The organism is Salinactinospora qingdaonensis, assembly GCF_039539445.1.
Taxonomy (GTDB): domain Bacteria; phylum Actinomycetota; class Actinomycetes; order Streptosporangiales; family Streptosporangiaceae; genus Salinactinospora; species Salinactinospora qingdaonensis.
The window spans coordinates 11,048-34,017 of record NZ_BAABDD010000043.1; the positions used below are offsets into that span (position 1 = coordinate 11,048).

Annotated in this window: 18 protein-coding genes; 7 read left to right on the plus strand and 11 right to left on the minus strand. The window is 65.0% G+C overall.

What is annotated here, in order from left to right; translation table 11 throughout:
* The first annotated feature begins 817 nt into the window (after window positions 1-817).
* Window positions 818-1,645 (plus strand): SAM-dependent methyltransferase, encoded by an 828-nt coding sequence (locus ABD848_RS23340; protein ID WP_344976764.1) that lies wholly within the window; start codon window positions 818-820, stop codon window positions 1,643-1,645.
* A 1,719-nt stretch (window positions 1,646-3,364) separates the two neighbouring features.
* Window positions 3,365-5,005 (plus strand): glycine/sarcosine N-methyltransferase, encoded by a 1,641-nt coding sequence (locus ABD848_RS23345; RefSeq protein ID WP_459112881.1) that lies wholly within the window; start codon window positions 3,365-3,367, stop codon window positions 5,003-5,005.
* 248 nt (window positions 5,006-5,253) lie between these two features.
* Here ABD848_RS23345 and ABD848_RS23350 read toward each other — a convergent pair whose 3' ends face one another.
* The 5 genes from ABD848_RS23350 to ABD848_RS23370 all read right to left on the minus strand — a co-directional run bounded on the left by ABD848_RS23350 (window position 5,254) and on the right by ABD848_RS23370 (window position 10,929).
* Complete coding sequence (locus ABD848_RS23350; RefSeq protein ID WP_344976767.1) at window positions 5,254-5,724, minus strand: gamma-glutamylcyclotransferase family protein; 471 nt, start codon at window positions 5,722-5,724, stop codon at window positions 5,254-5,256.
* Window positions 5,725-5,898: 174 nt separating this feature from the next.
* Window positions 5,899-7,920, minus strand: coding sequence for a CocE/NonD family hydrolase (locus ABD848_RS23355; RefSeq protein WP_344976769.1), 2,022 nt, complete (start codon window positions 7,918-7,920; stop codon window positions 5,899-5,901).
* 47 nt (window positions 7,921-7,967) lie between these two features.
* Entirely contained in the window at window positions 7,968-9,248 is a 1,281-nt protein-coding gene (locus tag ABD848_RS23360) for an ATP-grasp domain-containing protein (protein WP_344976773.1), read from the minus strand.
* 208 nt (window positions 9,249-9,456) lie between these two features.
* Window positions 9,457-10,137: a class F sortase gene (locus ABD848_RS23365; RefSeq protein WP_344976776.1), complete on the minus strand. Its 681-nt coding sequence runs from the start codon at window positions 10,135-10,137 to the stop codon at window positions 9,457-9,459.
* 36 nt (window positions 10,138-10,173) lie between these two features.
* Window positions 10,174-10,929 carry a hypothetical protein gene (locus ABD848_RS23370; RefSeq protein WP_344976782.1) on the minus strand — a complete coding sequence of 252 codons (756 nt, stop codon included), beginning with the start codon at window positions 10,927-10,929 and terminating at the stop codon, window positions 10,174-10,176.
* Between the two features lie 872 nt (window positions 10,930-11,801).
* Between ABD848_RS23370 and ABD848_RS23375 the strand changes: the two genes are divergently transcribed.
* Window positions 11,802-12,992 carry a hypothetical protein gene (locus ABD848_RS23375; RefSeq protein ID WP_344976786.1) on the plus strand — a complete coding sequence of 397 codons (1,191 nt, stop codon included), beginning with the start codon at window positions 11,802-11,804 and terminating at the stop codon, window positions 12,990-12,992.
* An 82-nt stretch (window positions 12,993-13,074) separates the two neighbouring features.
* On the opposite strand, the gene ABD848_RS23380 is transcribed toward ABD848_RS23375, so the two are convergent.
* The 3 genes from ABD848_RS23380 to ABD848_RS23390 all read right to left on the minus strand — a co-directional run bounded on the left by ABD848_RS23380 (window position 13,075) and on the right by ABD848_RS23390 (window position 14,408).
* A complete protein-coding gene (locus ABD848_RS23380) occupies window positions 13,075-13,257 on the minus strand; it encodes a DUF397 domain-containing protein (RefSeq protein WP_344976792.1) in 183 nt (60 codons plus the stop codon).
* A gap of 151 nt (window positions 13,258-13,408) precedes the next feature.
* A complete protein-coding gene (locus tag ABD848_RS23385; RefSeq protein WP_344976797.1) occupies window positions 13,409-13,591 on the minus strand; it encodes a DUF397 domain-containing protein in 183 nt (60 codons plus the stop codon).
* Window positions 13,572-14,408, minus strand: a complete 837-nt coding sequence (locus ABD848_RS23390; RefSeq protein ID WP_344976801.1) for a helix-turn-helix domain-containing protein — start codon at window positions 14,406-14,408, stop codon at window positions 13,572-13,574. The genes ABD848_RS23385 and ABD848_RS23390 overlap by 20 nt, the downstream gene beginning before the upstream one ends.
* Before the next feature lie 369 nt (window positions 14,409-14,777).
* Here ABD848_RS23390 and ABD848_RS23395 point away from each other — a divergent pair, with 369 nt between their 5' ends.
* The 3 genes from ABD848_RS23395 (at window position 14,778) to ABD848_RS23405 (ending at window position 16,310) form a co-directional block, all read left to right on the plus strand.
* The gene (locus tag ABD848_RS23395) at window positions 14,778-15,233 is read left to right on the plus strand and encodes an ATP-binding protein (protein WP_344976805.1); all 456 of its coding nucleotides are present in this window, start codon (window positions 14,778-14,780) and stop codon (window positions 15,231-15,233) included.
* 6 nt (window positions 15,234-15,239) lie between these two features.
* The gene (locus ABD848_RS23400; protein WP_344976810.1) at window positions 15,240-15,515 is read left to right on the plus strand and encodes a hypothetical protein; all 276 of its coding nucleotides are present in this window, start codon (window positions 15,240-15,242) and stop codon (window positions 15,513-15,515) included.
* 195 nt (window positions 15,516-15,710) lie between these two features.
* Entirely contained in the window at window positions 15,711-16,310 is a 600-nt protein-coding gene (locus ABD848_RS23405) for a sigma factor-like helix-turn-helix DNA-binding protein (protein ID WP_344976815.1), read from the plus strand.
* A gap of 540 nt (window positions 16,311-16,850) precedes the next feature.
* On the opposite strand, the gene ABD848_RS23410 is transcribed toward ABD848_RS23405, so the two are convergent.
* Entirely contained in the window at window positions 16,851-17,957 is a 1,107-nt protein-coding gene (locus tag ABD848_RS23410; protein WP_344976818.1) for a methyltransferase domain-containing protein, read from the minus strand.
* Between the two features lie 484 nt (window positions 17,958-18,441).
* On the opposite strand from ABD848_RS23410, the gene ABD848_RS23415 reads away from it, so the two are divergent.
* Complete coding sequence (locus ABD848_RS23415; protein WP_344976822.1) at window positions 18,442-19,140, plus strand: hypothetical protein; 699 nt, start codon at window positions 18,442-18,444, stop codon at window positions 19,138-19,140.
* 1,235 nt (window positions 19,141-20,375) lie between these two features.
* Here ABD848_RS23415 and ABD848_RS23420 read toward each other — a convergent pair.
* Window positions 20,376-21,320, minus strand: coding sequence for an NADP-dependent oxidoreductase (locus tag ABD848_RS23420; RefSeq protein WP_344976826.1), 945 nt, complete (start codon window positions 21,318-21,320; stop codon window positions 20,376-20,378).
* Between the two features lie 391 nt (window positions 21,321-21,711).
* On the minus strand, window positions 21,712-22,970 hold a 1,259-nt coding region (locus tag ABD848_RS23425), incomplete at its 5' end, for a glycoside hydrolase family 9 protein (RefSeq protein WP_344976829.1).

Sequence of the window (22,970 nt, forward strand, 5' to 3'; positions counted from 1 at the left end):
CGCTGTCGCATCCCGACCTAGAACAGCACCACCCCACCCCGACAGCCACCCACGTCGCGGAGAGCGGACTACCCGCTGTCGCATCCCGACCTAGAACAGCACCACCCCACCCCGACAGCCACCCACGTCGTTTGCGGTCGCCTCAGCCACCGCGCCCCCTCAGGCTGCCGAGATCGCGAAGCGATCGAGGCACGAGCGGACGGCACCACTTCCCCACCACCGGCTTGACATCCCCATAGAAACCTCCGATGCCTTCCGCAGGCTGGCCTCTACTGGCCAGAGAGTCCGCCGTTTTGGTCTTGACTCGAAAGGATTGACGAGGACCGGAACGGAGGCGGCGGCTGCGGACCAAGGGCTGCACCACGCCCCGCCCCACCTTGCCTGTCGACGATTTCCGCTGAAAAACGCCGTGGAGCTGAGAGAGGCGAACGGTCCACCCCGCTGCTATTACGCAACAGCGCAGGAATACCCCAATTCCAACCAAACTACGCATGCCCGAAACCCGCACCTGCCCCGGAGAGGGCGCAACCGGCTACATCCAGCACGATGGCCGCCATACCAGGGCAAAAGCGAATAAAAGGCGTTGGCTAGGTAGTGAGCTGATGAAATTTGACAAATCAGCGACAAAGCTCAACCATCATCAATACGATGCTGCGGAGGAAAGTCGGTTCCACCCCGGCCAGTAGCGTCTACCGAACGATCGGAGCGACACACCTGCTCTGTCGGTCCTCCAATACACCTACGCCGCAGGGATTACCGTTTCCCACCGCAGGGCTAGCCCCTGGTTGTCGTGAACAAGTGAGCGATGAGCCCCCCTATGAATCTCTCCGCCGGGAGCAACGGATCTAACGCTCCGATCTGGACGCAGACGCCGATCAACACCGCCGAACCCAGCATCGCCCGCGTCTACGACGCGGTGTTGGACGGCAAGGACAACTTCGCCGTCGACCGCGAGATCGCCCGGAAGTTCCTCCAAATCCCTGGCGCCAACCAGATGCCCTGGGACAACCGCGCGTGGTTGGAGCGGGTGACGCGCTGGCTCGTCGGGGAGGGCGGCATTCGCCAGATCATCGATCTGGGCTCAGGGCTCCCCACGACCTCCAGTATCCATGAGTTCGCCCGCGAGGTCGCTGACGACGTGCGCGTGGCCTATGTGGACAACGATCCCATCGTCTTGGCTCACGGCCGCGCCTTGCTCGCGGTTGACGACAACACCACCGTCATCACCGGTGACGTGTGCGACGACGAGTCGATCTTCGCCAATCCCGAACTGAGGGGGCTCATCGACCTCAACGAGCCCTTCGCGGTGATCGTGGCCAGTGTGCTGCACCACCTGCCCGACGGCGAGGACCAGCGCATCGCCGCCGCGCTGCGCGAACGTCTAGGACCGGGGTGCTACCTCGCCTTCGCCAACTTCCACGATCCCGGTGATCCCCGTGCCCGCGAGATCGAGAACGCTCTCGTCGAGGGGGGCTTGGGCTCAGGCTGGATGCGCCCCTATCCGCAGCACCGCATGTACTTCGGCGACCTCGATCTCGTCGCACCGGGGCTGTGCCCGGTCAACGAGTGGCGCCCTGACGACGCGACCCGCACCGACTCCCCCGTCCACCACCTCTATATCGGTGGTGTGGGCAAGCGCACCTAAGGAGAGCCGCAAGCGGTGAGGCCGGGGGTGAGCGTGTTGAGACGACACCACCCCGCCACGGGCGCGCAGCGGCCAGCGGCGACCGGCGCGCCCGTCGCACACCCTGCACGGGTGGACGGCACACCCCCGTCCCCTTCGGAGGCGACGACTCAGCCCGACAGAGTGGGGAGGCGGCGGGCGTCACCGAGCCGGCGCCGTGGGGCACCATAACGGGGCGCGTGTGTCAAGCCCCCAGGGATCGCGGCCCCTTATGTCACACAGCGTTGTCACTGAGCGAGAAATCCGCTGGGAGTAGGGGAAACGCTGCCCTCGCAAGCACGGGCGGGCGGACACTCTGACCAGGGACGCGACCGGAGAGCGCCTGGCTGGGGCGAGGGTGAGCGCGTCGAGACGGCCGTGTGGTCGCAGGCTGCAAAATCCCGGTTCGGCGCGCTCAGTTCCGGAGCGTCCCTCTCGAAAGACGACGGCACAGCGAAGCAGCGTCGGCACCGTCAAAACCGCGGTGGAGTTGTGTCGCCACCGCTATCTGGCTAGGCGGGCGTCGGCTGATCTTCACGGCCAGAGCCAACGGTTGCCACTCCCCCGGATATGACACGTGCATGCGCGATCGCCAACGTTTCGCGCCCGCCGTGTAACCCGTTTCTCAATGCGGGATCACTAATGTTTCGTGAACCTTTGATAAAGCGATGAAATATCTTCACAATCATCGCCCTACAGCCGGACATGAGACCCGATCTGGCCTTCGCGCAACAGCTCTCGGGGCGCACCGTGCCTGTTCCAGCCGGTTTCGCGGCACAGTTGTTCTTCGCTTCATTACAGTCCGCGAGAGCCAGCACTACGAGCCCTCAACAAAAAAGAAAAAAGAAAATTTAATACCGTGTTAACTGGGGAAAGTTCTATTTGAGACTAATTCTGCAATCATCCCAAAAACAAATCACATCGCCCCACACACGGCTATCGTCCCCCCGGCGACGACGGCACCCGAAGCACCAATCCGAGTTTTATTATTTTTCGCGAAAACGGCTTTCTTATTCCCCCTGAAAAGCTCCCTAATTTCCCCTCACAAGAGGGGCGATCGAGTCGCAACCCAGCACATCCATAGTACAAATGTTCGAACAAAGCGTGAATGTGACGAAGGTGAGAAGGGAGACCTATCACACAGCGTGTGACTCCAAACTTTCTCAGCGGACTCCCAGAAAACACAGAGGGTATTGTTGGGAAGGCGAATTATAAAGGAGCGGACTCTGCGGACAAGGGGTGGGGTGGGTGGCCTCGTGATGAAGCAGCAGGAGTAACCTGCCATAGCCAGCGATACCGGTCGCACCGGTTGAGCAACAATCACAACAAACCACCGCGTCGACAGTCACTCACCTTCGTTCTTGGCGAATCGTGAGGGGACTTCCCGTGCCTACGGGCCTCTGGGCGCCTTTCGAGTCGCCTTGATCGGTTCCCGATGGCGACTGATCGCCGCGGGTTACCAACATGTCACCCGTTTCACTATCTGGTCATGTGCCAGAGGGAAGACGAAAGACGCGGGGGAGTGCGAAGGCGCGCTCCACCTGGGGTTTCGCTGGGTCGGGGTCGACTCAAGATGAATCGACTCCGATGAGGACTTGCGTTTGATGCCGATTGCTGCTGTTAAATGGTTAGGTGCGAAGTTCCGCCCCTGCCACGTCTGAGCTGTGTCAGGGGAACTTGCGAGTGTAGAGGAGTCAAACGATTAGAGGTCAGGATCAGCAGTTCTTTGGTAATGACCCGCTAGCAGTTCGTGACACCGATCACTACACCGAGGAATACGTCACAGGGTTCGTCGACAAGTGGGACGAGCTGATCGACTGGAAGGGCCGTTACGAAAGCGAAGGCAGCTTCTTCGTCGATCAACTCAAGGCCCGGGGCGTCAAGAAGGTCCTTGACGTCGCCACCGGGACCGGTTTCCACTCCGTGCGGCTACTTGAGGAGGGCTTCGACACCGTCAGCGCCGACGGTAGCCCCGAGATGTTGGCGAAAGCCTTCGCCAACGGCTACTCCTACGGCGGCCACATTCTTCGCGTGGTCAACGCTGACTGGCGCTGGCTCAATCGCGACGTGCACGGCACCTACGACGCGATCATCTGTCTGGGTAATTCCTTCACCCACCTGTTCTCGGAGGGCGACCGGCGTAAGGCACTGGCGGAGTTCTACGCCATGCTCAACCACGACGGTGTCCTGATCATCGACCAGCGCAACTACGACGCGCTGCTCGACGGTAACTACGGGAACACTCACACGTACTACTACTGCGGGGAAGACGTCGCCGCCGAGCCCGATCACGTGGACGAGGGCCTGGCGCGGTTCGTCTACCGCTTCCCCGACCAGTCGAAGTACTACCTCAACATGTTCCCGCTGCGGAAGAACTACATGCGGCGGCTCATGCGAGAGGTCGGCTTCCAGCGTATCGACACCTATGGGGACTTCCAGGAGACCTACAAGGGTGGCGACCCGGATTTCTACATCCACATCGCTGAGAAGTCCTACCTGCGCGAAGGGGAGAACAGCGACCACTACTCCACCGCTGTCCACACCGCGCGGGAGTACTACAACTCAAGTGACGCGGACAATTTCTACTACACCATCTGGGGTGGCACCGACATCCACGTCGGCCTGTACCAGACCCCCGATGAGGACATTGCCGCAGCCAGCCGGCGGACTGTCGAGCAAATGGCGAACAAGCTCGACATCGATGTCAACACCAAGATCATCGACATCGGAGCCGGTTACGGCGGTTCGGCCCGCTACCTCGCCGAGACTTACGGCTGTCACGTAACCTGTCTCAACCTCAGCGAGGTCGAGAACGAGCGCAACCGTGAGATGAACGCTGAGGCTGGCCTGGACCACCTGATCGACGTCTGGGATGGCTCGTTCGAGAACATCAACGCCAACGACGCCGCGTTCGACGTGGTCTGGTCCCAGGACGCCATGCTGCACAGCGGCGACCGGGCTCGGGTGCTGGAAGAGGCGGTTCGGGTGCTTCGCACCGGTGGGGAGTTCATCTTCACCGACCCGATGGCCGCCGACGGCGCCCGCAAGGACGACCTCCAGCCCATCCTGGACCGTCTGCACCTCGACACCATGGGGACGCCGGGCTTCTACCGCAAGGAGCTAGGACGCCTGGGGTTGACCGAGGTGGAGTTTGACGACAACTCGCCGCAACTTCCCGCCCACTACGGCCGGGTACTGAAGGAGCTGGAAAGCCGCCAGAGCGAGCTGGAGGGCAAGGTCAGCGCCGAGTACCAGGAGCGGATGAAGAACGGTCTGCGCAACTGGGTCAACGGCGGTAACGCCGGCCACCTGGCGTGGGGAATCTTCGTGTTCCGCAAGTAAGGCGATCGGCCTCACGTATGGCCCCGGAGTCCCACGCGGGTCCCGGGGCCGCCGTGTCGGTAACCCCGGTGGCCCGGCGGTTGGCCAAGGCCTGGGGGTGGAGGGGCGGCGAGAACGGGCGGTGGGCACACGTGGGGGAGCGCGTCCGCCGTCACCTTCGCAGGCCCGGAGAGATCGCGCAGCGATCGAGGCACGGGCCAACGGAGAACATCCCCACGGCCCCTACACCCCAGCCGTCCGAACACAACCTAGTCGCGCCAGGCCGCGCAGTTGTCCACGTAGTCGGCGAGGTGACGGGCAGCGAACTGCTCGGCGCTCCAGTCCTCCGTGGCGACCGACTCGGGGTCGAGCCAGACGTAGACCCAACCGGGACGGCCATCGGCGAGCTCGATGCGGCGCGGCTCGTACTCCTCGCCCTCGAAAGCGTCGAGTACCCGCCACTCCTCGGGTTCCAAGCCCATGAGCAGCCGACCGGTGACCGCGCCATCGGCGGGCACCAGGCCGGGGTAGGGGCGGCCGTACAGCACGGCGGCGCGCCAGCCGGGCGCGCTGGCCATGACGCTCTCGGGCTTGCGGCCGATCAGGGCGTGCAGCACCTCAGGAAACAGCAGGGTCCCGTAGACGAAGAGGGCGTTGGGTTCCGGTGTGGCTTCTCCCCGTGGGGGCGAGGGGTGCGGGTGCGGCCCCGCCTGCGGAAGCTGAGGGCGAACGTCGGACATGTGGCTCCTCCCAGGTCACGTTCACCGCGGCTGTCGAACGGCGCGGTGCCGCCAGCCGCCGCGCGTCGCCGGACGGGGGAACCGCAGCCCGTCCCGGCCTGCGACTGCCACTGTATGCGCCCCACCGCCCCGAACGGGAGAGGCGATGGTCCCCGGCGCGGCAGGGGAGATTGCTCACACATGGTCGCGCGGCATGGAGACGTTCCAGTTGCGGGAGAAGACCCGGCGCTCCCCCTCGTAGGCGTCGAGTTGGGCGTGGATACGAAACTCCACCGGGGTGGAGCGCAGCACCGTGCGCGTGGTGGTTGTCACCCGCCAATTGTCTCTGGCAAAACCCATCTGCCACGTGACCTCGCCGTAAACCGACATGAAGTCGTTGCCGTTCCAGCCGTAGCTCTCATCGGCGCGCCGTGTCACCTCCAGGTCGATATCGTCGAGGCGCACGACCCCGAGGTCTTTGACCACATCCAGTGTGGAGGCGTAGTCGACCAGGTCCCGCGAGACCCTCCAGCGGTGCTCGCCCGGACGCAGTTGGGTCGTGGAGATGGCGGGGCTGCCCTCTGGCGGACCGAACTCGCTGACGTGGGGACGGTCGTCGTCGAAGGGGCGCACCGGCATGGTGATGCTGCTAGAGCCGGCGAAGATCGTGAGGCGGGCCGACCGCGGCGGGGGCCAGGCCAGCGGCCAATAGGACGTTGAGATGGCGAGCCGGAGGCGGTGGCCGGGCGGGAATGCCTGCGCCATGGCGTTGAGCTGGACCGCCACCCGGTAGCGCTGGCCCGGAACCAGCGGCTCGGGCGTGTGGTGGCTGTTGCGGTGGGCCAGGTTCAGCAGGCCGTAGCTGACGCGGGTGGCACGGCCGTCGGGGGCGACGTCGGAGAGCCGAACGGCGACCATGGCGACCGGCTGGTTCGAGGTCAGTTCCAGCTCGACCACGGGCTCGCCCATGATCTCGTAGCGCTCGGTGAGGACGTCACTGTCGAAGACCAGCGACCCGCCGTCCTCTTCGCGCTGGTCGTAGGGCAGATCCGGGGGCGCGTTGTAGGAACACCACTTTCCGGCGAACTGCCCGACCGACAGGGGCGACTCGATGGTCAACTCCTCGGGCTCGGCGATCTCGCCGGGCAGGCCGATACGCCCACGCCCCAGCGGGAGGGTGTAGGACGTGATCCGCGGGGAGGGCCAGCTCCACTCGCCCACCCAGCGGCCGGGGCGGCGCGTGTAGCTCGTGGAGGGCGGCACGCTCTCCTGCATCCAGATCCGCAACATCGGCTCAGACATGACGTCGTTGTCCACGCCTTTGAGCCAGTGGTCCCACCAGCGCACCAGCTCTTGGAGGAAGCCAATGGCCGGGCCGGGACGGCCGAGGTGGGGGTACTTGTGCGACCACGGCCCGATCAGGCCCTGGCGGGGCACGTCGAGGTTGGCCAGCAGCCGGAACACGGCGTTGGTGTAGCCGTCGGCCCAGCCGCTGACGGCCAGCACCGGGCACTGCACGGCGGTGTAGTCCTCCGAGATCGAGCCATGGCGCCAGTAGTCGTCGCGGCGCTGGTGACGCAGCCACTCCTCCAGCCATAACCCGCTGTTGCGCAGCCGCTCGTGCCACATCTCCCGCCACTGCTGGCCCACCAACTGCGGGTCGGGCGGGCAGGAGGTGTAGGCGAACATGGTCGACGCCCACGAGAGGTTGTCGCTGAGCAGGCACCCTCCCATGTAGTGGACGTCGTCGGAGTAACGGTCGTCGCTGGCGGAGACCGCGGCGATGGCTTTGAGGCTGGGCGGGCGGCGCGCGGCCACCTGGAGGGCGTTGAACCCGCCCCAGGAGATCCCCATCATGCCCGCGTTGCCGTTCGACCACGGCTGCTGGGCGATCCAGGCGAGGATCTCCTCGGCGTCGGCCAGTTCCTGCTCCAGGTACTCGTCGCGCAGGACCCCCTCGGAGTCTCCGCTGCCGCGCAGGTCCACGCGCACGCACGCATAGCCGTGCCCGGCCATGTAGGGGTGGTGGATCGAGTCGCGTTGGGCGGTGAGGTCGCGTTTGCGGTAGGGGATGAACTCCAAGACCGCGGGGACGGGCGCGTCGTCGGAGGCGACCGGCCGCCAGATCCGCGCGGCCAGCCGGGGCCCATCCGACATCGGTATCCACACGTGCTCGTCCTCCCGGATCACGTGCGGCAGCGATGCCACCGTTCGCATCCTTGGTGTCTCCTCCCGTCGGGGTCGGGGTGGGGCCGCCGTGCGGCTCAGGGTTGCTTGTCGTCGACGGTGAACGGCAGCCGCGCCACGCACTGTTCGTATTTCGCGCGCAGTTCGTTCTCGTCGTGGGCGGCCACGAAGACGCGGGCGAGTTCAAAGCTGTAGCTGTCCTGGGAGGGCAGCTCTGAGAGCCACTGGTCTTCTCGGGCGACGACGTCGACGATGGTTCCGGGCAGTTCGCGCTGCACGCGGGCCACCTCGTCGCGCGAGGGGACGCTGCGCACGAAACCGTCGGTGAATCGACGCAGGAAGTACTTGGCCGCGACGGCGTAGCGCCCTTGCCGGTGCGGAAAGTCGGGCGGATGCCCTAACGCCAGGGAGACCATGCACTCGTGGTTGGGGATGCCGTCGACGAACGCGAACAGCGGGGCGTGGGACTGGGAGTGGCGCGGGTTGATCTCCAGGAGCTTTATGGTGTCGCGCTCGGCGTCCCAGAAGAACTCGACGTTGAACGTGGTGCCGGACAGACCCACTTGGCGCACCACGCGGGCGGTGATGTCGGTCATGCGCCCGATGACCGGCTCCGGCAGCGACGACGGGTACTGGTAGCGCAGGAAGCTGTTGGAGTAGGGGTATTTGAACGAGTCCACCACGCCGTAGGTACGGACCTCGCCGTCGAAGCTGTACCCCTCGAGGGTGACCTGCCTACCGGTGACCGACTCCTCGGCCAGACAGGTCATGCCGCCGGCGGCTGCGATCTCGGGCGGCAGCTCGACTTGGGAGAGCACGAACTCGAAGGGCTTGCCGATGCGGCCGATTTTGGGGCGGATCGCGCCGACCGCCTTAGCGAAATCCTCCGGCCCCGACAGCAGGAATGCCAGCATCGATGACATCGACTTCACCGGCTTGAGCCACATCGGGTAGCGCACCCCTGGGGGTGGGGACGCGGTGTCGCTGAGCCGGACCAGGCCGAACCGGGGGATCTCGCTGATGACCTTGCGCTGTTCGAGCCGGCTCCAGTACTTGTGCTCGCATTTGAGTACCGACTCCAGGCTCGCGCCGGGCAGGCCGTAGCGGGCTCGCAGCAGCGGGAGCATCAGGGTGACCGGGAAGTCCCAGTAGCCGATGATGGCGTCCACGTGGCCGTCGAAGGAGTCCAACTGGCTGCGCGCCTTCTCGAGCAGCCCGGGCAGGTCGACCTCGCCGCCGTGGCGCAGCTCCGGCTGGCTCATGATGCCGTGGAAGCGGTACTGGGAGGCGTGCGGCGACTCGCGCAGTATTCGCAGGTTCAGCTCATCGAGCCCTAGCACGAAGATGTTCTTGCGCATAACGCCACCCCCCGATGTCCCCCCGGCGTTTTGCCGTCCCTACTGTCCCGATTGCGAATCGGTTAAACCCGGACCTTTTCCACGACAGATCAGCGTTTTCGCAGCTCACAGCGGAAATGACACAGTGTGACCGCAGAGGACACCCCCAGATCAGGGGACCGAAATCGGGGCGGCCGGGAGCGACGGGACGGGGGATGGCCTCGGCCCGTCACGGGGCGGGGCGCGCGCCGCTGAGCGCCGCGTACACCACGGTGTTGCTCTCGTATGTCTGGGTCGCCTCGTCGAAGCCGCCGCCGCAGGTGATCAGCCGCAGCTCAGGGCGTCCCCCCGTCGAGCCGTACACCTGACCGGTGGCGAAGTCCTCCTTGCGGTAGCGCTGCACCGCGTAGACCGTGAACACCGGCGCTTCGCCCTCGGCGCGTTCCACCGTGATCGTGTCGCCGGGGCGTAGCTCCCCCAGTCGGTAGAAGACCGCCGGCCCGGTGTCGGAGTCGACGTGGGCGCCCATGACCGCCGGCCCCGGCTGGCCCGGCCACGGCCCGCCGCGGTACCAGCCCACCGCGTCGTAGTCGCGAGGCACCTCAAGTTCGCCGTCTTCGCGCACCCCCAGCGGCACCAGACGGCTCGTGGCCACCTCGATCGCCGGAATCCGCAGCCGCACCGGCTCGACGCGCCCCGGCTCCGCCAGCGCGGCTGTGGCAGCCGTATCCGGCGGTGCGGACTGCGGGGAAGACGCGTGGGACGCTTCGTCCGCCGGTGGCGGCTGCGGCGCGCCGGAGAGGCCTGGCCACAGCCCCGCGGCGAGCAGCACGACGCCGAGTGTGCCCAGCGACGCGGTGGCCACCGCCCGGATTCGGCGGTGGCCACCCGGTGTCCGCACGGGGATCACCGTCGTTCTCCTTGACGCCCTATCGGCGCGGCAGGGCTACCGGTTGGCATGGGCACGCCGACCGAGGAACAGGACCGTGCCGGCCGCGGCGACGAGGAACGCGCCAAAGCCCGCCAGGGCCGTGTTGGCGCCGTTGTCCATGGCGCCGCCACCTCCGGCGGCCACGCCGCCGTCGGGAGCCGACGTGAGCCGGCCACAGGTCGCGGGGTGGGTGGCTTCGGCCGGAAGGGCGGGGTCGAGCTCACTCTGGCCCGCCTCGGTGTCGTACTCGCCGTTGCCGTTGACGTCGATGCCGTGTTGCACGATCACGGCGTCGCCGTCGCGCAGCGAGTCGGCGACATCTTGAGGAACCTCGAAGCTGCGGCTGTAGTCGACGTTGCCGCCGCTGTCGGCGGTGGGCATCCGGTCGACCGCCAGCCCGCTGTCGGGGCTGGTGTCGCCCTCGGTGGTCAGCGAGGTCTGGATGTCGCCGTAGAAGGGCTGGCCCTCAGGCGTGCTGATCAGCCCGTTGTCGTTGGTGTCGGCCTCGTCGGTGGGGCAGGTGTTCTGCCCGCCGATATGGAAGTGCTGGGCGTGTGGAGCGTCGGCCACCAGCCCGTTGGAGTTGATGTCGACCGTGACGTGAGTGCCCTCCACAGTCACGTTGGCCGTGCCACTGGCTCCGGACTCGTTGAGCGGCTGCAAGTTAGCGTGCAACGTCTCGGTGTGCTGCTCGGCCATGGCAGGTGCGGCGGCGGTCACCACGCACACCGGCACCGTCAGTGCGACTGCGGCTAGCTTTCTCGTGGCCACAAATTCCCCCTCTTTGATCAGGTCTCCGGGCCGTATGCGGCCCGGAGACGGGTGATTGGTGGGTCGCGCCGCCACTACCCGTGTCCCGGTGGGCAGCATTCTTCGTGACACGCTTTATGAGGAATTCTTTACTAGAGAAATCCGCGAAAAAGGACAAAGCAGCTCAAGGATCGACAGGGCATTTTTGTAACTTTTATACTTTGCAATGGATTCTTGGTGAGGGAGTTGCCATGACCTGCCTGGCCGGCCACACATTCGCCACACCGGCTTCCACCCCCGCTCATGGCCAGCCGCCGCGCTGTTCACCGGGGTGCGGGCGAGGCGCGGTGGCCTGGCGACACCACCGGGCAACGCGGAGCGCGACGTTGGGCGTGAGGCCGTACGCGCATACCGGGAGTGTTTCCCCCTTCGGGAAAACAGGACGGACGAGAAAAGCGAACAGGCGGTTGTCATGCGGCAGGTAAAACCGAGTGACCGACATCGGACATGTGAAATAACAGCCGTTGGCCATAAGATTTCCCGATTGCGGGAATTGCGATGAAAAAGGCGGGACAGAGCAGGCGACAGCGGGCCCCACTGGACACGGCATACCGCCCAGTCCCGAGGGAGCACGGTGGCCACAACCGGCCCGCCGAAGAGCACGCTGTGACATCTTGGCCGACCCGTGGTCGTTGACTTGCCCTGTTATGGCCCGGCTTGCCCCACTATGGAAAGTGGCGTCACCGATATGGCCATACGCACCGGCGCACTGCCCCACCAGGCGAGCTCCGCGCCGTGCTCCCCCACGCGGCGGCAGGACCAACGACCGTGCGGCCGGTGCGGCACGACAGACAACACGCGCGGTAAGGAAACGACGACGGGGGGAAGCGGCTATGCCGAGCAGCGACATCTGCCGGGTCTGCGTCCACCCGGCGTGCCGGACCGCGCGCGCGGCTCGGCTGCCGCGCCGGTGGGGCCGCTCGATCGAGTACGCCAGCGAGCACGCCCGCGCTGCCGACCTGCAACAGCAGTTCCCCGGGACCACGGTGTGGTGGGGCGAGAGAAGCCAGACCTACCGGGCGGTGGTGCCCGGAGGCAAAGGTGTGCTCGAATCGAGCGACCCCACGAACATGACTACGCTGCTGCGCGTACGCACCCGCCGCCCGTCGATACCGTCCCAAGCTGCCGCCCCACGTCCGGAGTCGTGGTCGACTTCCCGGCAACAATCGGTGCCAGGAGCGCAGCAGACGCCTCCCCAGCCCCGGCCGGCGCCGACAGAGTCGGGGCCGCAACCACAGGCGGCAGCCCAGTCATGGTCGCCGCCATCGGTGCCAGGAGCGCAGCAGGCGCCTCCTCCACCGCGGCAGGAGCCGGAACCGCAACTGTGGCAGGAGACTAAAGCACAACTACAACGGCAGCCAGAGCCACACCCCTGGCAGCAGGCAGAGGCACGCTCCTGGCAGTACTCGGACCCTCATGCCTGGCCGCGGCCGGAGGCACGCCCCCAGGCAGCAGCACCGTCGTGGCAGCAATGCCAGCAGGGAGCGCAGGGGGTGCAGTCGTCGTCTCCCCTATGGGGGCAGCAGCCGGAAACGCCGCTGTGGACGCACCCGAGGGGGCAACCGGACACACCGCCGTGGACGCCACCGAGAGGACAGCCGGAATCGGCGCCGTGGAACCAGCCAGCGCCCCAACCGCAGTCAGCCCCGCCGCCCCGGCAGCAGCCGGAACCGCGGTGGGAACCGCAGTCATGGCAGCAGTCGGGCCAACAGCCGCAGTGGGAGGCCGGGCAGTGGTCGCAGTGGAAGCCGGAGCAGCCCCGGTCGGCGCCGCAGCCACAGCAGCAGTGGGGAGCGCAGGCAACGCCGCAGCCGAACGGGCAGCCCCAGGCGGCCCCTTCGTCATGGCCGCAGACGGGAGCGGAGCCTCACGCGGCCCCGCACTCGCGGCGCCGCGAACCCACGGCCGCCGACCAGGTCATCCACCGCATCCCGCCGGTGGTGCCGCCGGCCATCGGCCGGCACGCCCAGCGCCCCAACGAAAACTACGAAAGCGCCGGCGGCCCCTGGCGCCCCACCTACTAAAAAGGGCTCGCTCCAACAGCCTCGAACAGCAAAGCCCCCAGGCAACACATACCCAGGGGCCAGCAAGAACCCACACCACTCACTACAGCCGGTCGTGCTTCACCTCGGACAACAACGCCGCCCACTCCGCAGCAGAAAACGCGAGGTGCCCACGCGCGCGGTTTTGGGTGTCCCTGACCAACACCGCTTGAGGGGCTTCCGCAACCTCTACGCATGCTCCGCCCTGCTGGCTGCTGTAGCTGGCTTTGCGCCACATCTCATCCATGAGTCAACCCTTCCAACTCGGCCCGAAGCATCCGCAGCGACTCTTCAGGTGAGCCGAAGCATCCGCAGCGACTCTTCAGGTGAGAGCGCCACACATGACAAAGCCCCCAGGCAACGCATACCCAGGGGCCAGCAAGAACCCACACCACTCGCTACAGCCGGTCGTGCTTCACCTCGGACAACAACGCCGCCCACTCCGCAGCAGAAAACGCGAGGTGCCCACGCGCGCGGTTTTGGGTGTCCCTGACCAACACCGCTTGAGGGGCTTCCGCGACCTCTATGCATTCGCCGCCCTGCTGGCTGCTGTAGCTGCTCTTATGCCAGTTCAGGTCCATTGAACGTCTCCCGTGTCTTGTAAATGAACTGCCTCGACTGCTCTGGTGACAGAGCCGCTCCCTGCAAGTTGGTAGCCAGCAGGGTAAGAGGGGCGACCCGATCAGGGTCGCTGACCATCTCGCCTTGTGCCACGGTTTCCGCGTACACCAGATCGGGCTTGGTTTGGAACGACAAGACGATAAACGGCCCGGTAAGCCCAGGATGGTGGCAGGTGGCGAAGGGGATCACCTGGAACTGGATCTTGCGGTTATCGATCATGTCGAGCAGCACTCCGAGCTGGTCGCTCATGATTTTCGCAGAGCCGACAGGCCGCGTGATCACCGCTTCATCGACGACGAACCAAGCTAGTGGGGGCTTGGGTCGAGAGAACAGCCGTTGTCGACTCATCCTGGCCTCAAGAAGCCGCTCGATCTCCTCTGAGGAGGCCAGTGGGTTGCCCGCGCGCAGGGTCGTACGCGCGTAGTCCTCTGTCTGCACCAATCCTGGGATGAGCGTGGGATGGTATTGCCGGATCATGGAGGCTTGCCGTTCCATGTCCACGTATTCGCCCACGCCGTGCGGATAGGCATCCTTGTACAGCTCCGGCCACATGTCGCTCAGCGTCGTGCCGCTGTTCAACGCTTGGTCAGCCAGTGCTGCGAAATCCTTGCTCGGATAGCGTTCCGCACGCTCGATCGCACCCACCTGCTGCTGGGAAACGAGAGTTTCCTTCGCTAACTTCTGTTGTGACTTTTCGGCAAGCTTGCGCAAACGGGACAATTCCACCCCGAAGCGACGTAGGGCCGGGTTACTTTCTGCTGGTAGATGTCGCGCCATAACCACAGAACACCACAGGCAATGTTTGGTTCGCCACTGATTCCACAACCATCATCGACTGTGCTCTTCCTGCGCTGTGTTTATGGAATTTGGCTGCCCGCGATGCCAAGTTGGAAAGCGGCGGTACGGAACCGCCGTCTCGTTTGAGGTGATCTTTCCATCCAAACGAGAACGGCCCTACCCGGGTGCGTCACCACCCGGTAGGGCCTGAGCCCTTCGACCTGGACAGAGCAGGTGAGGACCTATGAGCAAGGCTAGTCGGTGTGCCGAGTTGTCCTGGCATGGCGGGTGTTGCGGGGCTGTGCTCCCGGTGGTTCGCCCGCGTGGTCGCCGTGTGCGCCCCTACGTGCTGAGGGTGGGTGAGCGGCGATGACGGGGATCTACGACCGCGCCTGGCGGCGCCGCTTCGCTGGCGTGCCTGCGAGTGTGAAAACCGGGCGGGATTGGGTGGAGTCGGTGGCCGCTGAGATGGGCGCGCCGCAGGCGCAGCGGGCGACGGCGGCGTTGTTGTTGTCGGAGACGGCGACGAACGCGCTGCGGCATACGGCCAGTGCTGAGCAGGGCTACACGGTGGAGGTGTGGGCGCGGTTCGCGGGCTGGCTGCGGGTGCAGGTGCGCGACGCCGGGAGTTCGTCCCGCCCGCGGCTCCAGGCCCGGGAAACCGCCGCCGAGCGCGCCTCGGGCTATGGGTTGGCGTTGGTGGAGGCCTTCGCCCACACCTGGGGCACGCTGCCACCCGGGTCCGGCGGTGGGGTGTTCTTCGAGATCGCCTGGCAGCCGGTGGGGCCGCATCCTCCCGCTCGGCTCGATATGCCGGGGATGTGAGCGGTGATGGAGGTCTACCCCAGCGCGCAGGTGCGCCACCTGCGCACCGAGTTTCCCGACTACTGGATCTATCGCACAGGGGCGGCGTGGTGTCCCGACTATGTGGCCGTAGCCAACGAAACCGCCCTCGCCCACGGGAAGGCACCCATGCTGGCCGCGTCGAGTGCCACCGAACTAGCGGCGCGTCTCCAGGCCCAGGACCCGCGCCCGCCGCTACCGCGGCGGGACCGCACCAAGCGCTACTGGAGACCCTGGCCGGGGCGTGGCCCGGCTAGGGAGTAGCGCCCGCTGAGACCGCCCGGTCGGCCCACGAGGGCCCCGCGTGGGGCCCGTGGGGGAGTGCGGTGACCGTGGGAGGGGGCTGCACACCCCCACCCGGGCCGACCGGGCACCCCCCGTTTGTTCTGTGCCTGATCTGTGTGTTGCACACACCCCTGCCCGACCTGTGTGTTGCACCCGTAAGGAAAGACCCTGTTCATGACCACCACCCCCAACGCCCAGCCCCACCCATCCCCCAACGAGCAGCCCCCCGCATCCCCCAACGAGTGGCCCCGCGAATCCGCCGACGAGCGGCCCCGCGCATCCGCCGACGAGCGACCCCGGGAGCATCCTGCGTTGGCGCGGCTGCACCGCTACAGCCCGCCCGAGGACTACCGGGTGGCCTATGAGGCGGGGATCACCGCGGCGGCGCTGGCTGCCCACACCGGCTGGAGCCTGCCCACCATCTACGCCCGGCTGCGTGCGGCCGGCACCGTGATGGGACCCGGCGCGCGCCCGCATGCCCTGCTCAACACCCTCGAGGTCATCCGCCTCTACCGCGATGAGGGCTGGTCGATGAACCGTCTGGCCGCCCATATGGGGGTGAGCCTCGATACGATCAGCCGCCGCCTGCACCGCGCCGGCGTGGTACGCACCCCCCACACCCCCAGCCCCACCCGCCTACACCCCGATGATGAGACCTTCGTGCTCTACCGCCACGGCGCTCATCCCCGTGCTATTGCCACCGCGCTGGGGCTCAACCCCCGCACCGTCCAAAGCCGCCTCACCAAAGCCCGCGCCCGCGGCTGGATCACCTAACCACAACACCCACACCGGCAGCCCTCGGGCCATCACACACCAGAACAGCCCCACCCGGTGGCCGGGACCGCTTGTCAGGCGCGGCCCACCCTGCGAGGGGACACAACAGCCCACATCTCACTGAGTGAGACGCAGGAGCACAGAGACCGCGCCCAGTGTTGCGGGAAGCGCAACACTGGGCGCAGCCACCCAACAAAAACGGCGCCGCAAAAGCGACAAAACCTCTTATGGCGCCTCGCAACAGCAACGCGAGTGCCCATCATGCGAGACACTTGTTCAAGAATAAACGTTCTCGATAATCAGAAAACCGGCACTACAGGCCAAAATGGACACCACATGGCCAATGACTGCGCCTAGCGTTGCCACGACCGCGACGAGAGTGGCTGCGAGACCGCGGATCGAACTTCCTCAGCGGCTAGACCTTGCCGCTACCGTGGCAAATCTTGCACGTCACCCAGACGACCCGCCCGTCGTGTGACTCTTCAACTTGGCCTGCCCCTCGGCAGTTCTTGCACTCGACGTCCTTACCGTGCTTGCCCATCAGCGCTGTACCTTCGATATACGATTATCTGGTTTGTCGAGCCAGAGATGTTGGCCTTCAGCATCGACCGTCACGCCGAACCGGTCCCAGTCGGGTTCACCCCATCCCACCCATGTCAGATAGGCGGCCTCCAACTCGTCCCACAGGTCACGCGGCCCGTACTGCTTCACCTGGGGCAGCAGGTCGGGCGGTTTCCGGCACACCGCGTCGGAGCCCGAGGCGACGTGGCGCACCATCACTTGGTGAACGCCGTCCGGTCGATCCAGTCCGCTGACGGCAACCCCGGGGATCAATCCGGCCAGCGCCACTCGCAGGCCGACGCCAGCACGGGTGATACGGCGAGGATCGATGCGGGCTTGGGGTTCGCGTGCCTCGTCTGGGGCGTCCGGCGGCCGAAAACGCTGTTGGCGCAGCATCATGAACGCCGCTTCCCCCCAGAGGCGGCCGACCGCGGCCTCGCCGGTAACGACGAGACGAAGCTGGTGGCCCGCCACACTCGTCGGCGCCCAAGGCGCCACGATGACTCCGCCGGGGCGGGTCTGTTCGACCCAGGCATAGGGCACCTCGCGCACCGCGCAAGTGACATGGACCCGATCGAACGGCGCCTCCTCCGCCACGCCCTGCGCCCCGTCGCCCACCACCACCCGCGGCGCGAACCCCGCACACTCCAGGTTGGCCACCGCCTGCCGAGCCACCTGCCGGTCCACCTCGACCGTCGTGACGTTTCGCTGCCCCACCCGCGCCGCCAACAGCGCCGCCGTCCACCCCGTGCCCGTGCCCACTTCCAACACTCGATCCCCGTCATAGGCATCGAGCAACGCCAAGAAATCGGCCACCAAACTGGGAGCGGTATTAGAACTCGACGCCACCGCCGACCCAGCGCTCTCGGCACACAACTCCGTCTCACCGTCATCGACCTGAGTGAGGATCGTCGTATCGCTATAGACAGCCCGCCGCCACCCCTCAGGATCGGCAGCGCGGTCAATCCAGTAACTGGGAGCGTCCCGCATGGGCATCACCCATGCCGCCTGGGGGACGAAGTATTCGCGGGGGACCGTGCCGACCCGATCGGGGAGAGCCGGAGCGGCGAAATCATCGACGGCCATGCAGGGAGCGTAGCCCCTTGCTCTCGAACTGTCAGTGGAATGGCCGGAGTTGGACACACAACATCCTTGAGAGGACCGCTGGCTTCACGCCCCGGCGGATCATCACGACCCCTGGATGCCCGGCATCGGCGGTGGTGGGTCGAGCCGGGGGAGAGGCGGTCACCGAATCGGGGCCGGTTCGCTGAAGCGGGGCGAGCGACGTAAGGCAGCGAGGGCAAGCAGTGGGCAGGGGCGGCCCGGCGGGTGCGGCTGCTGTGCGGTGGGACGGGCGCAGCGCAGGGGACCAGGGCGGTGTCAAAGTCGGCGTGATGGTTGAGATGGTCTTATTCTCAAATGGCCAGATGCGGCCAGTAGGAATATAGATTTATGGCCTCCTTTTTCTTAGAGCAAAACCTTGAGTGATTTACACCACAAAACACTTATCTTTTTTTTCTTTTTGACCTCTTGTTATGTTGAACACGAATCTTCTCCAAGGAGGCACCCAATGAACCAAGGCAAGCTTCGCCGTAAATATGAATTTATTTCAGCAATTGCTGTTGCTTCTTTCATGCTCCCCCTTTTCTCTCCCAGTCCAGCCCTCGCAGAAATATCAAACAAAACAAGAGAAAACAAAAAAGAAATAATCGCCGCGATCGAGCGAATTGAAAATGGAACGTGGAGCCAACAGGATATCGATTTTATCGAACAATTTCCTGAGGTTGCTCGACATGTTCCAGATCCCTCTGCACAAGGAATTGAAGTCGAAATAGCAACTCCTACGAGCCAAGGGATGACTGCTTTCGCTCAGTACGGGGGTTACGTGGTTTCTGGGTTTACTCAAAAATCGGTTATTGGAGATGATCTATTCAACTGGAATCACAGGGTTGACTGGGACTTTGACGAATCCACAGGCGAAGTTATCGGGCAGCCAGTCCAAGATAGCTGGTTTGAAGACGTCGCTTCGAACGTTGACGTCCAACCTGGGTATACAGAAGACCGCGTAGTTAGTCGAGGCGAGACCGATGGCGTGGAGAGCTACATTGCTCATCGTACTGCTCAAGTTAAATCTCAGCTACCGATCTGGGGAGATTTAGTGATTTATTACCCAGGAGGTGAAATCCAAGTAGCTGGCGACGGTGCTTACAGTTGGCTTCTCCATGAAGGCGGAGACTATATCGACAGTGGAGGCGGAAACCTTCCGTAAACCGAAAGATTAATGCTATACTAAATTTTAATTTCTTCGAATCCAAGGGCTCTGTCTTTCTGTTGGCAGAGCCCTGTTTTCATGTTACAATGAAAAATGACCAGATTCCCTTTTGATTAGCAGGCTTCATGATGGATACGTCTCTTCGTTTGATTGCTACTGTTTTGGTTGGTTTCATTGCATCATGGATAGCGATTGCCATCCTTTCTAGTTTTGATCTACTCAGAGCGGGCATGCCGCTTATCATAATCTTGGCCACTACAGTTACATGCAGTGCGTACATGGCTTTCTATATAAAAAATAAAAACAAAGATAAAAATTTGAAAAAATAATATAGAACACCAAAAGAAGAAAAATTACCAACAAACCTAACAGTTCACACCATCGATCTGCCCGGCTGCAAACGCAAAAACCGTATCACTGATATGGCCAACCGCGACGATGCCGACTTAAGCCACCGATGCCGAGAATGATACCGACACATGCGGGATAAAAACCGCGCCTACAACACGCGCCCACGCAAGTCGAGACCCACGCCGATGAAGAGTTTGCCCAACAATTCTTCAACCAGCTACACGCGACCGCTTCGGATGTGATCCATACTGTGCAAGATGACGAGTAGCGCACCTGCCGCATTGGTCGCCGCTCCGGAAAGCTCATCAACCGTCGAGTGAGCAGGGCTCGTTCAAGTTCCGTCGTCGTGTAGATGATCCGGTTGGGGTCGGTTTCGACCGGATACGCAAATAGGCACGGGCTTCGTGATCATTGTGGTATCCGAGCCGTGATGAAGATACCGATCCTCTCTATCTCGTCCAGACACAGTGCCAGCCCTTGCAGGGCGCTTGGCCATGAAGAGATGCTGCCCGTGCTGTGTGCGTAGCCCTCCGAAGACAACTCCGGCCTTCGGCATCGAGTGGCCCCAATCGGCTTGAGTATACGCCTAGTCATCTTGGTGAACTGGGGCGAAGAACACGATGCCCTTGCTCTTCAAGGCAGCTAAGAGGGCGTCGGCATCTTGGATGCGATACTTGGGCCTCGATCTCACGCATCTTCATCTTCTCCATTCACATGAGTACCGAGGGAAGCATACCGACATCATCGCGGCTCAATTCGCAAAACGACCTTTTGCCCTGGAACAGTCACATGCAGGCGACCTGCGGTCGACAAACTGGGTCCGGTGTACATTGGCCCTCCACCACCGACAAACGCCACATGAGTGCTCTTCTGAGGCTCTCTCAGACCAGCGAGGAGTCGAACGAGAGCACGAGTCGGCCGCGGGTGCCGCCGGCTTCGAGTTGGCGGTGGGCCTCAGCAGCCTCCTCCACCGGCAGGACGCGGGCCACGCGCAGAGTCAGCTCGCCACGTGCGGCCAGATCCACCAACTCTTGCAGCTTCTCCCCCTCGTGCATCTCGTCGACAACCAGCACAAGATCAACCGTGATACCGCGCTCAACGTCACTGTCGAAGGGACGCACCGCCGCCACCCGGCCACCGTCACGCACCGCCTCCAGCACCGGCCCACCGATCACGGCGGCATCGATCAGACCATCCACCCCCTCCGGAGCCGCGGCCCGAATCGCCGCAACCATCCCCGCGCCCCGAGGCACCACCACATCGGCACCCAACCGCCGCACAAGCTCCTCATCGGCCGGGCCGGCATCGGCGATCACCCGCAACCCCTGCCGCACCCCCAACTCGACCGCGTAGCCACCCACAGCCCCCGCCGCTCCGGTAACGACGAGCGTGGCGCCAGCCGGCAACTCCAGCTTGTCAAACGCCTGACGCACCGTCAGCCCATTCATCGGGATCGTGGCCGCGGCGGCGAAGCCCATATCGTCGGGGATGCGGGCGAGCGCCTCGGCGGGGACGACGACGTACTCGGCTTGGGCACCGTGTCCGGAACGCGGCATTGTGGCCGCGACCACGCGCTCACCGGCCGCCCAGTCCGCGACTCCCTCGCCGACCGTGTCGACGACCCCGGACAGCTCCGTGCCAGGAACCCACGGCTCGGGGCCGGGAGGGTCGCCGCGCATGCCGGCCCGCAGCACCGTGTCGGTGGGGTTGACGGTGGCCGCCGCGACCCGCACCCGCACCTGACCTTCCCCCGGCTCGGGGAGGGGCAGCTCCGCCACCCGCAAAACGTCGGGACCGCCGAATTCGGGAATCGTCACAGCGCGCATACGCGCGACTCTACCCACAGCCGACCGTGCTGTCCCGTTCACCCCCCGTTCAATACCCATACCAGCAAGAAGGATCGCAGCGGCGGAAAGGGGCCCCTGCGCGAAGGCCGGGGCGCGGTGAGGGCTGAGGAAGGGCGCGTGGTGTTTCCCGTCGCTCGTGCCTCGATCGCTTCGCGGTCGAGGCACGAGCGAACGACGCCGCCTCCCTGCCCCGCTTGACAAAAACACAGAGGCCCCGAAAGCGCCGGGGCGCGCCACGGGAAGGGGGCCGGCTCGGGGAAGACCGGCCTCGTGGCGTGCCGGCGCCGGCTAGCGGCCAAAAACACGAACGTGCCGGGGCCTCGTGTGAGACCCCGGCACGTGGTGACCCTCAGGCGCGAGCGCCTACCCGCTACTCGTTCAGCGCGGGCGCGGGGTCACAGGCGGCACCGTTGAGCCAGAACTGCTCGGGCGCGGCGAGGGCGCCTTGCGGGTTGCTGGTGATGAAGCCGAAGGTGACAGCGTCACCGGGGTTCATCGTGCCGTTGTAGTCGGCGTTGGTCGCGGTGACCGCGGCGCCGTCTTGCTCGATGGCGGCGTTCCAGTGGTCGCCGATGGTCTGGCCGTCGAGGAACGACCAGTCGAGCTGCCACTCGTCGATCGGCTCGTCACTGGTGTTGGTGACGACGACCTGGTTGTTGAGGCCGGCGTCGACCTTCTCGTGCTGGGTGTAGGACACCGTGCACACGCCGGTCTCGGGCAGCGTGGCCGCGTTGTCCTGGTCGGCGATGAAGGAGCTGAGCCAGGACAGCGGGGCGTTCCAGTTGACGGTCAACTCGTTGGTGGCCCACGACTCGATGTCGTCGATGTAGCAGAACTGCGGGGCGCAGCCTTCCAGCTTGTCCTGGGCGACCGGGTCCCAGGTTTCGGTCTGGGAGTTGGGGCCGCCGGAGACGGTGCCGTCGGGCGGGTTGGGCAGGCTGGAGTCGAGCTGGTTGGCGTACCAGCGGCTGTGCTGGTTCTTGGCGTCGTTCTCGCCGTAGCCGGTCACGTAGGACTGGTTGAGGGCGTTGCGCCCCAGGATGTAGTCCATGCCCGCCAGCACACCGTCGCGGTACTTCTCGTCGCCGGTGAGGTCGAAGGCGGTGGCCATAACGACCATGTTGTTGAGGACCTGGCTGTTGGAGCCCCACACGAAGACGTTGTCGTAGGGGTCGTAGGGCAGGTCCCACGGGCTGGACTGTAGCGCGGCCAGGTACTGGTCGGCTCCGGCGACGACGGTGTCACGCACCCGGTCACGGTCGGGCAGGTCGTTGGGCACCGTGGCCAGGTCCATGCGGGCCAGCGGAGCCATCGAGTTCCAACTGAATCCGCCGGCGGTGAACACGTCCTCGGTGTGCAGCGGCGAGGAGGTCACGGCGTCGGCGTAGCTCTGCTCACCGGTGGTGATGAACAGCTCGGCCGCGGCCCAGTAGAACTCGTCGGTGACGTTGTCGTCGTTGTAGGGGCCACCGCCCACGCCGCCGGCCGGGGCGTAGATTTCGGGGTTGGCCTGGGCGGCCTGCCAGGCGGTCTCGGCGGCGTCGAGGCAGTCGGCGGCGAAGGCGGCGTCGTAGGGCTCGAAGATCCGGGCGCACTGGGCGCCGGTGGCGGCCAGGTTGAGCGTGGCCG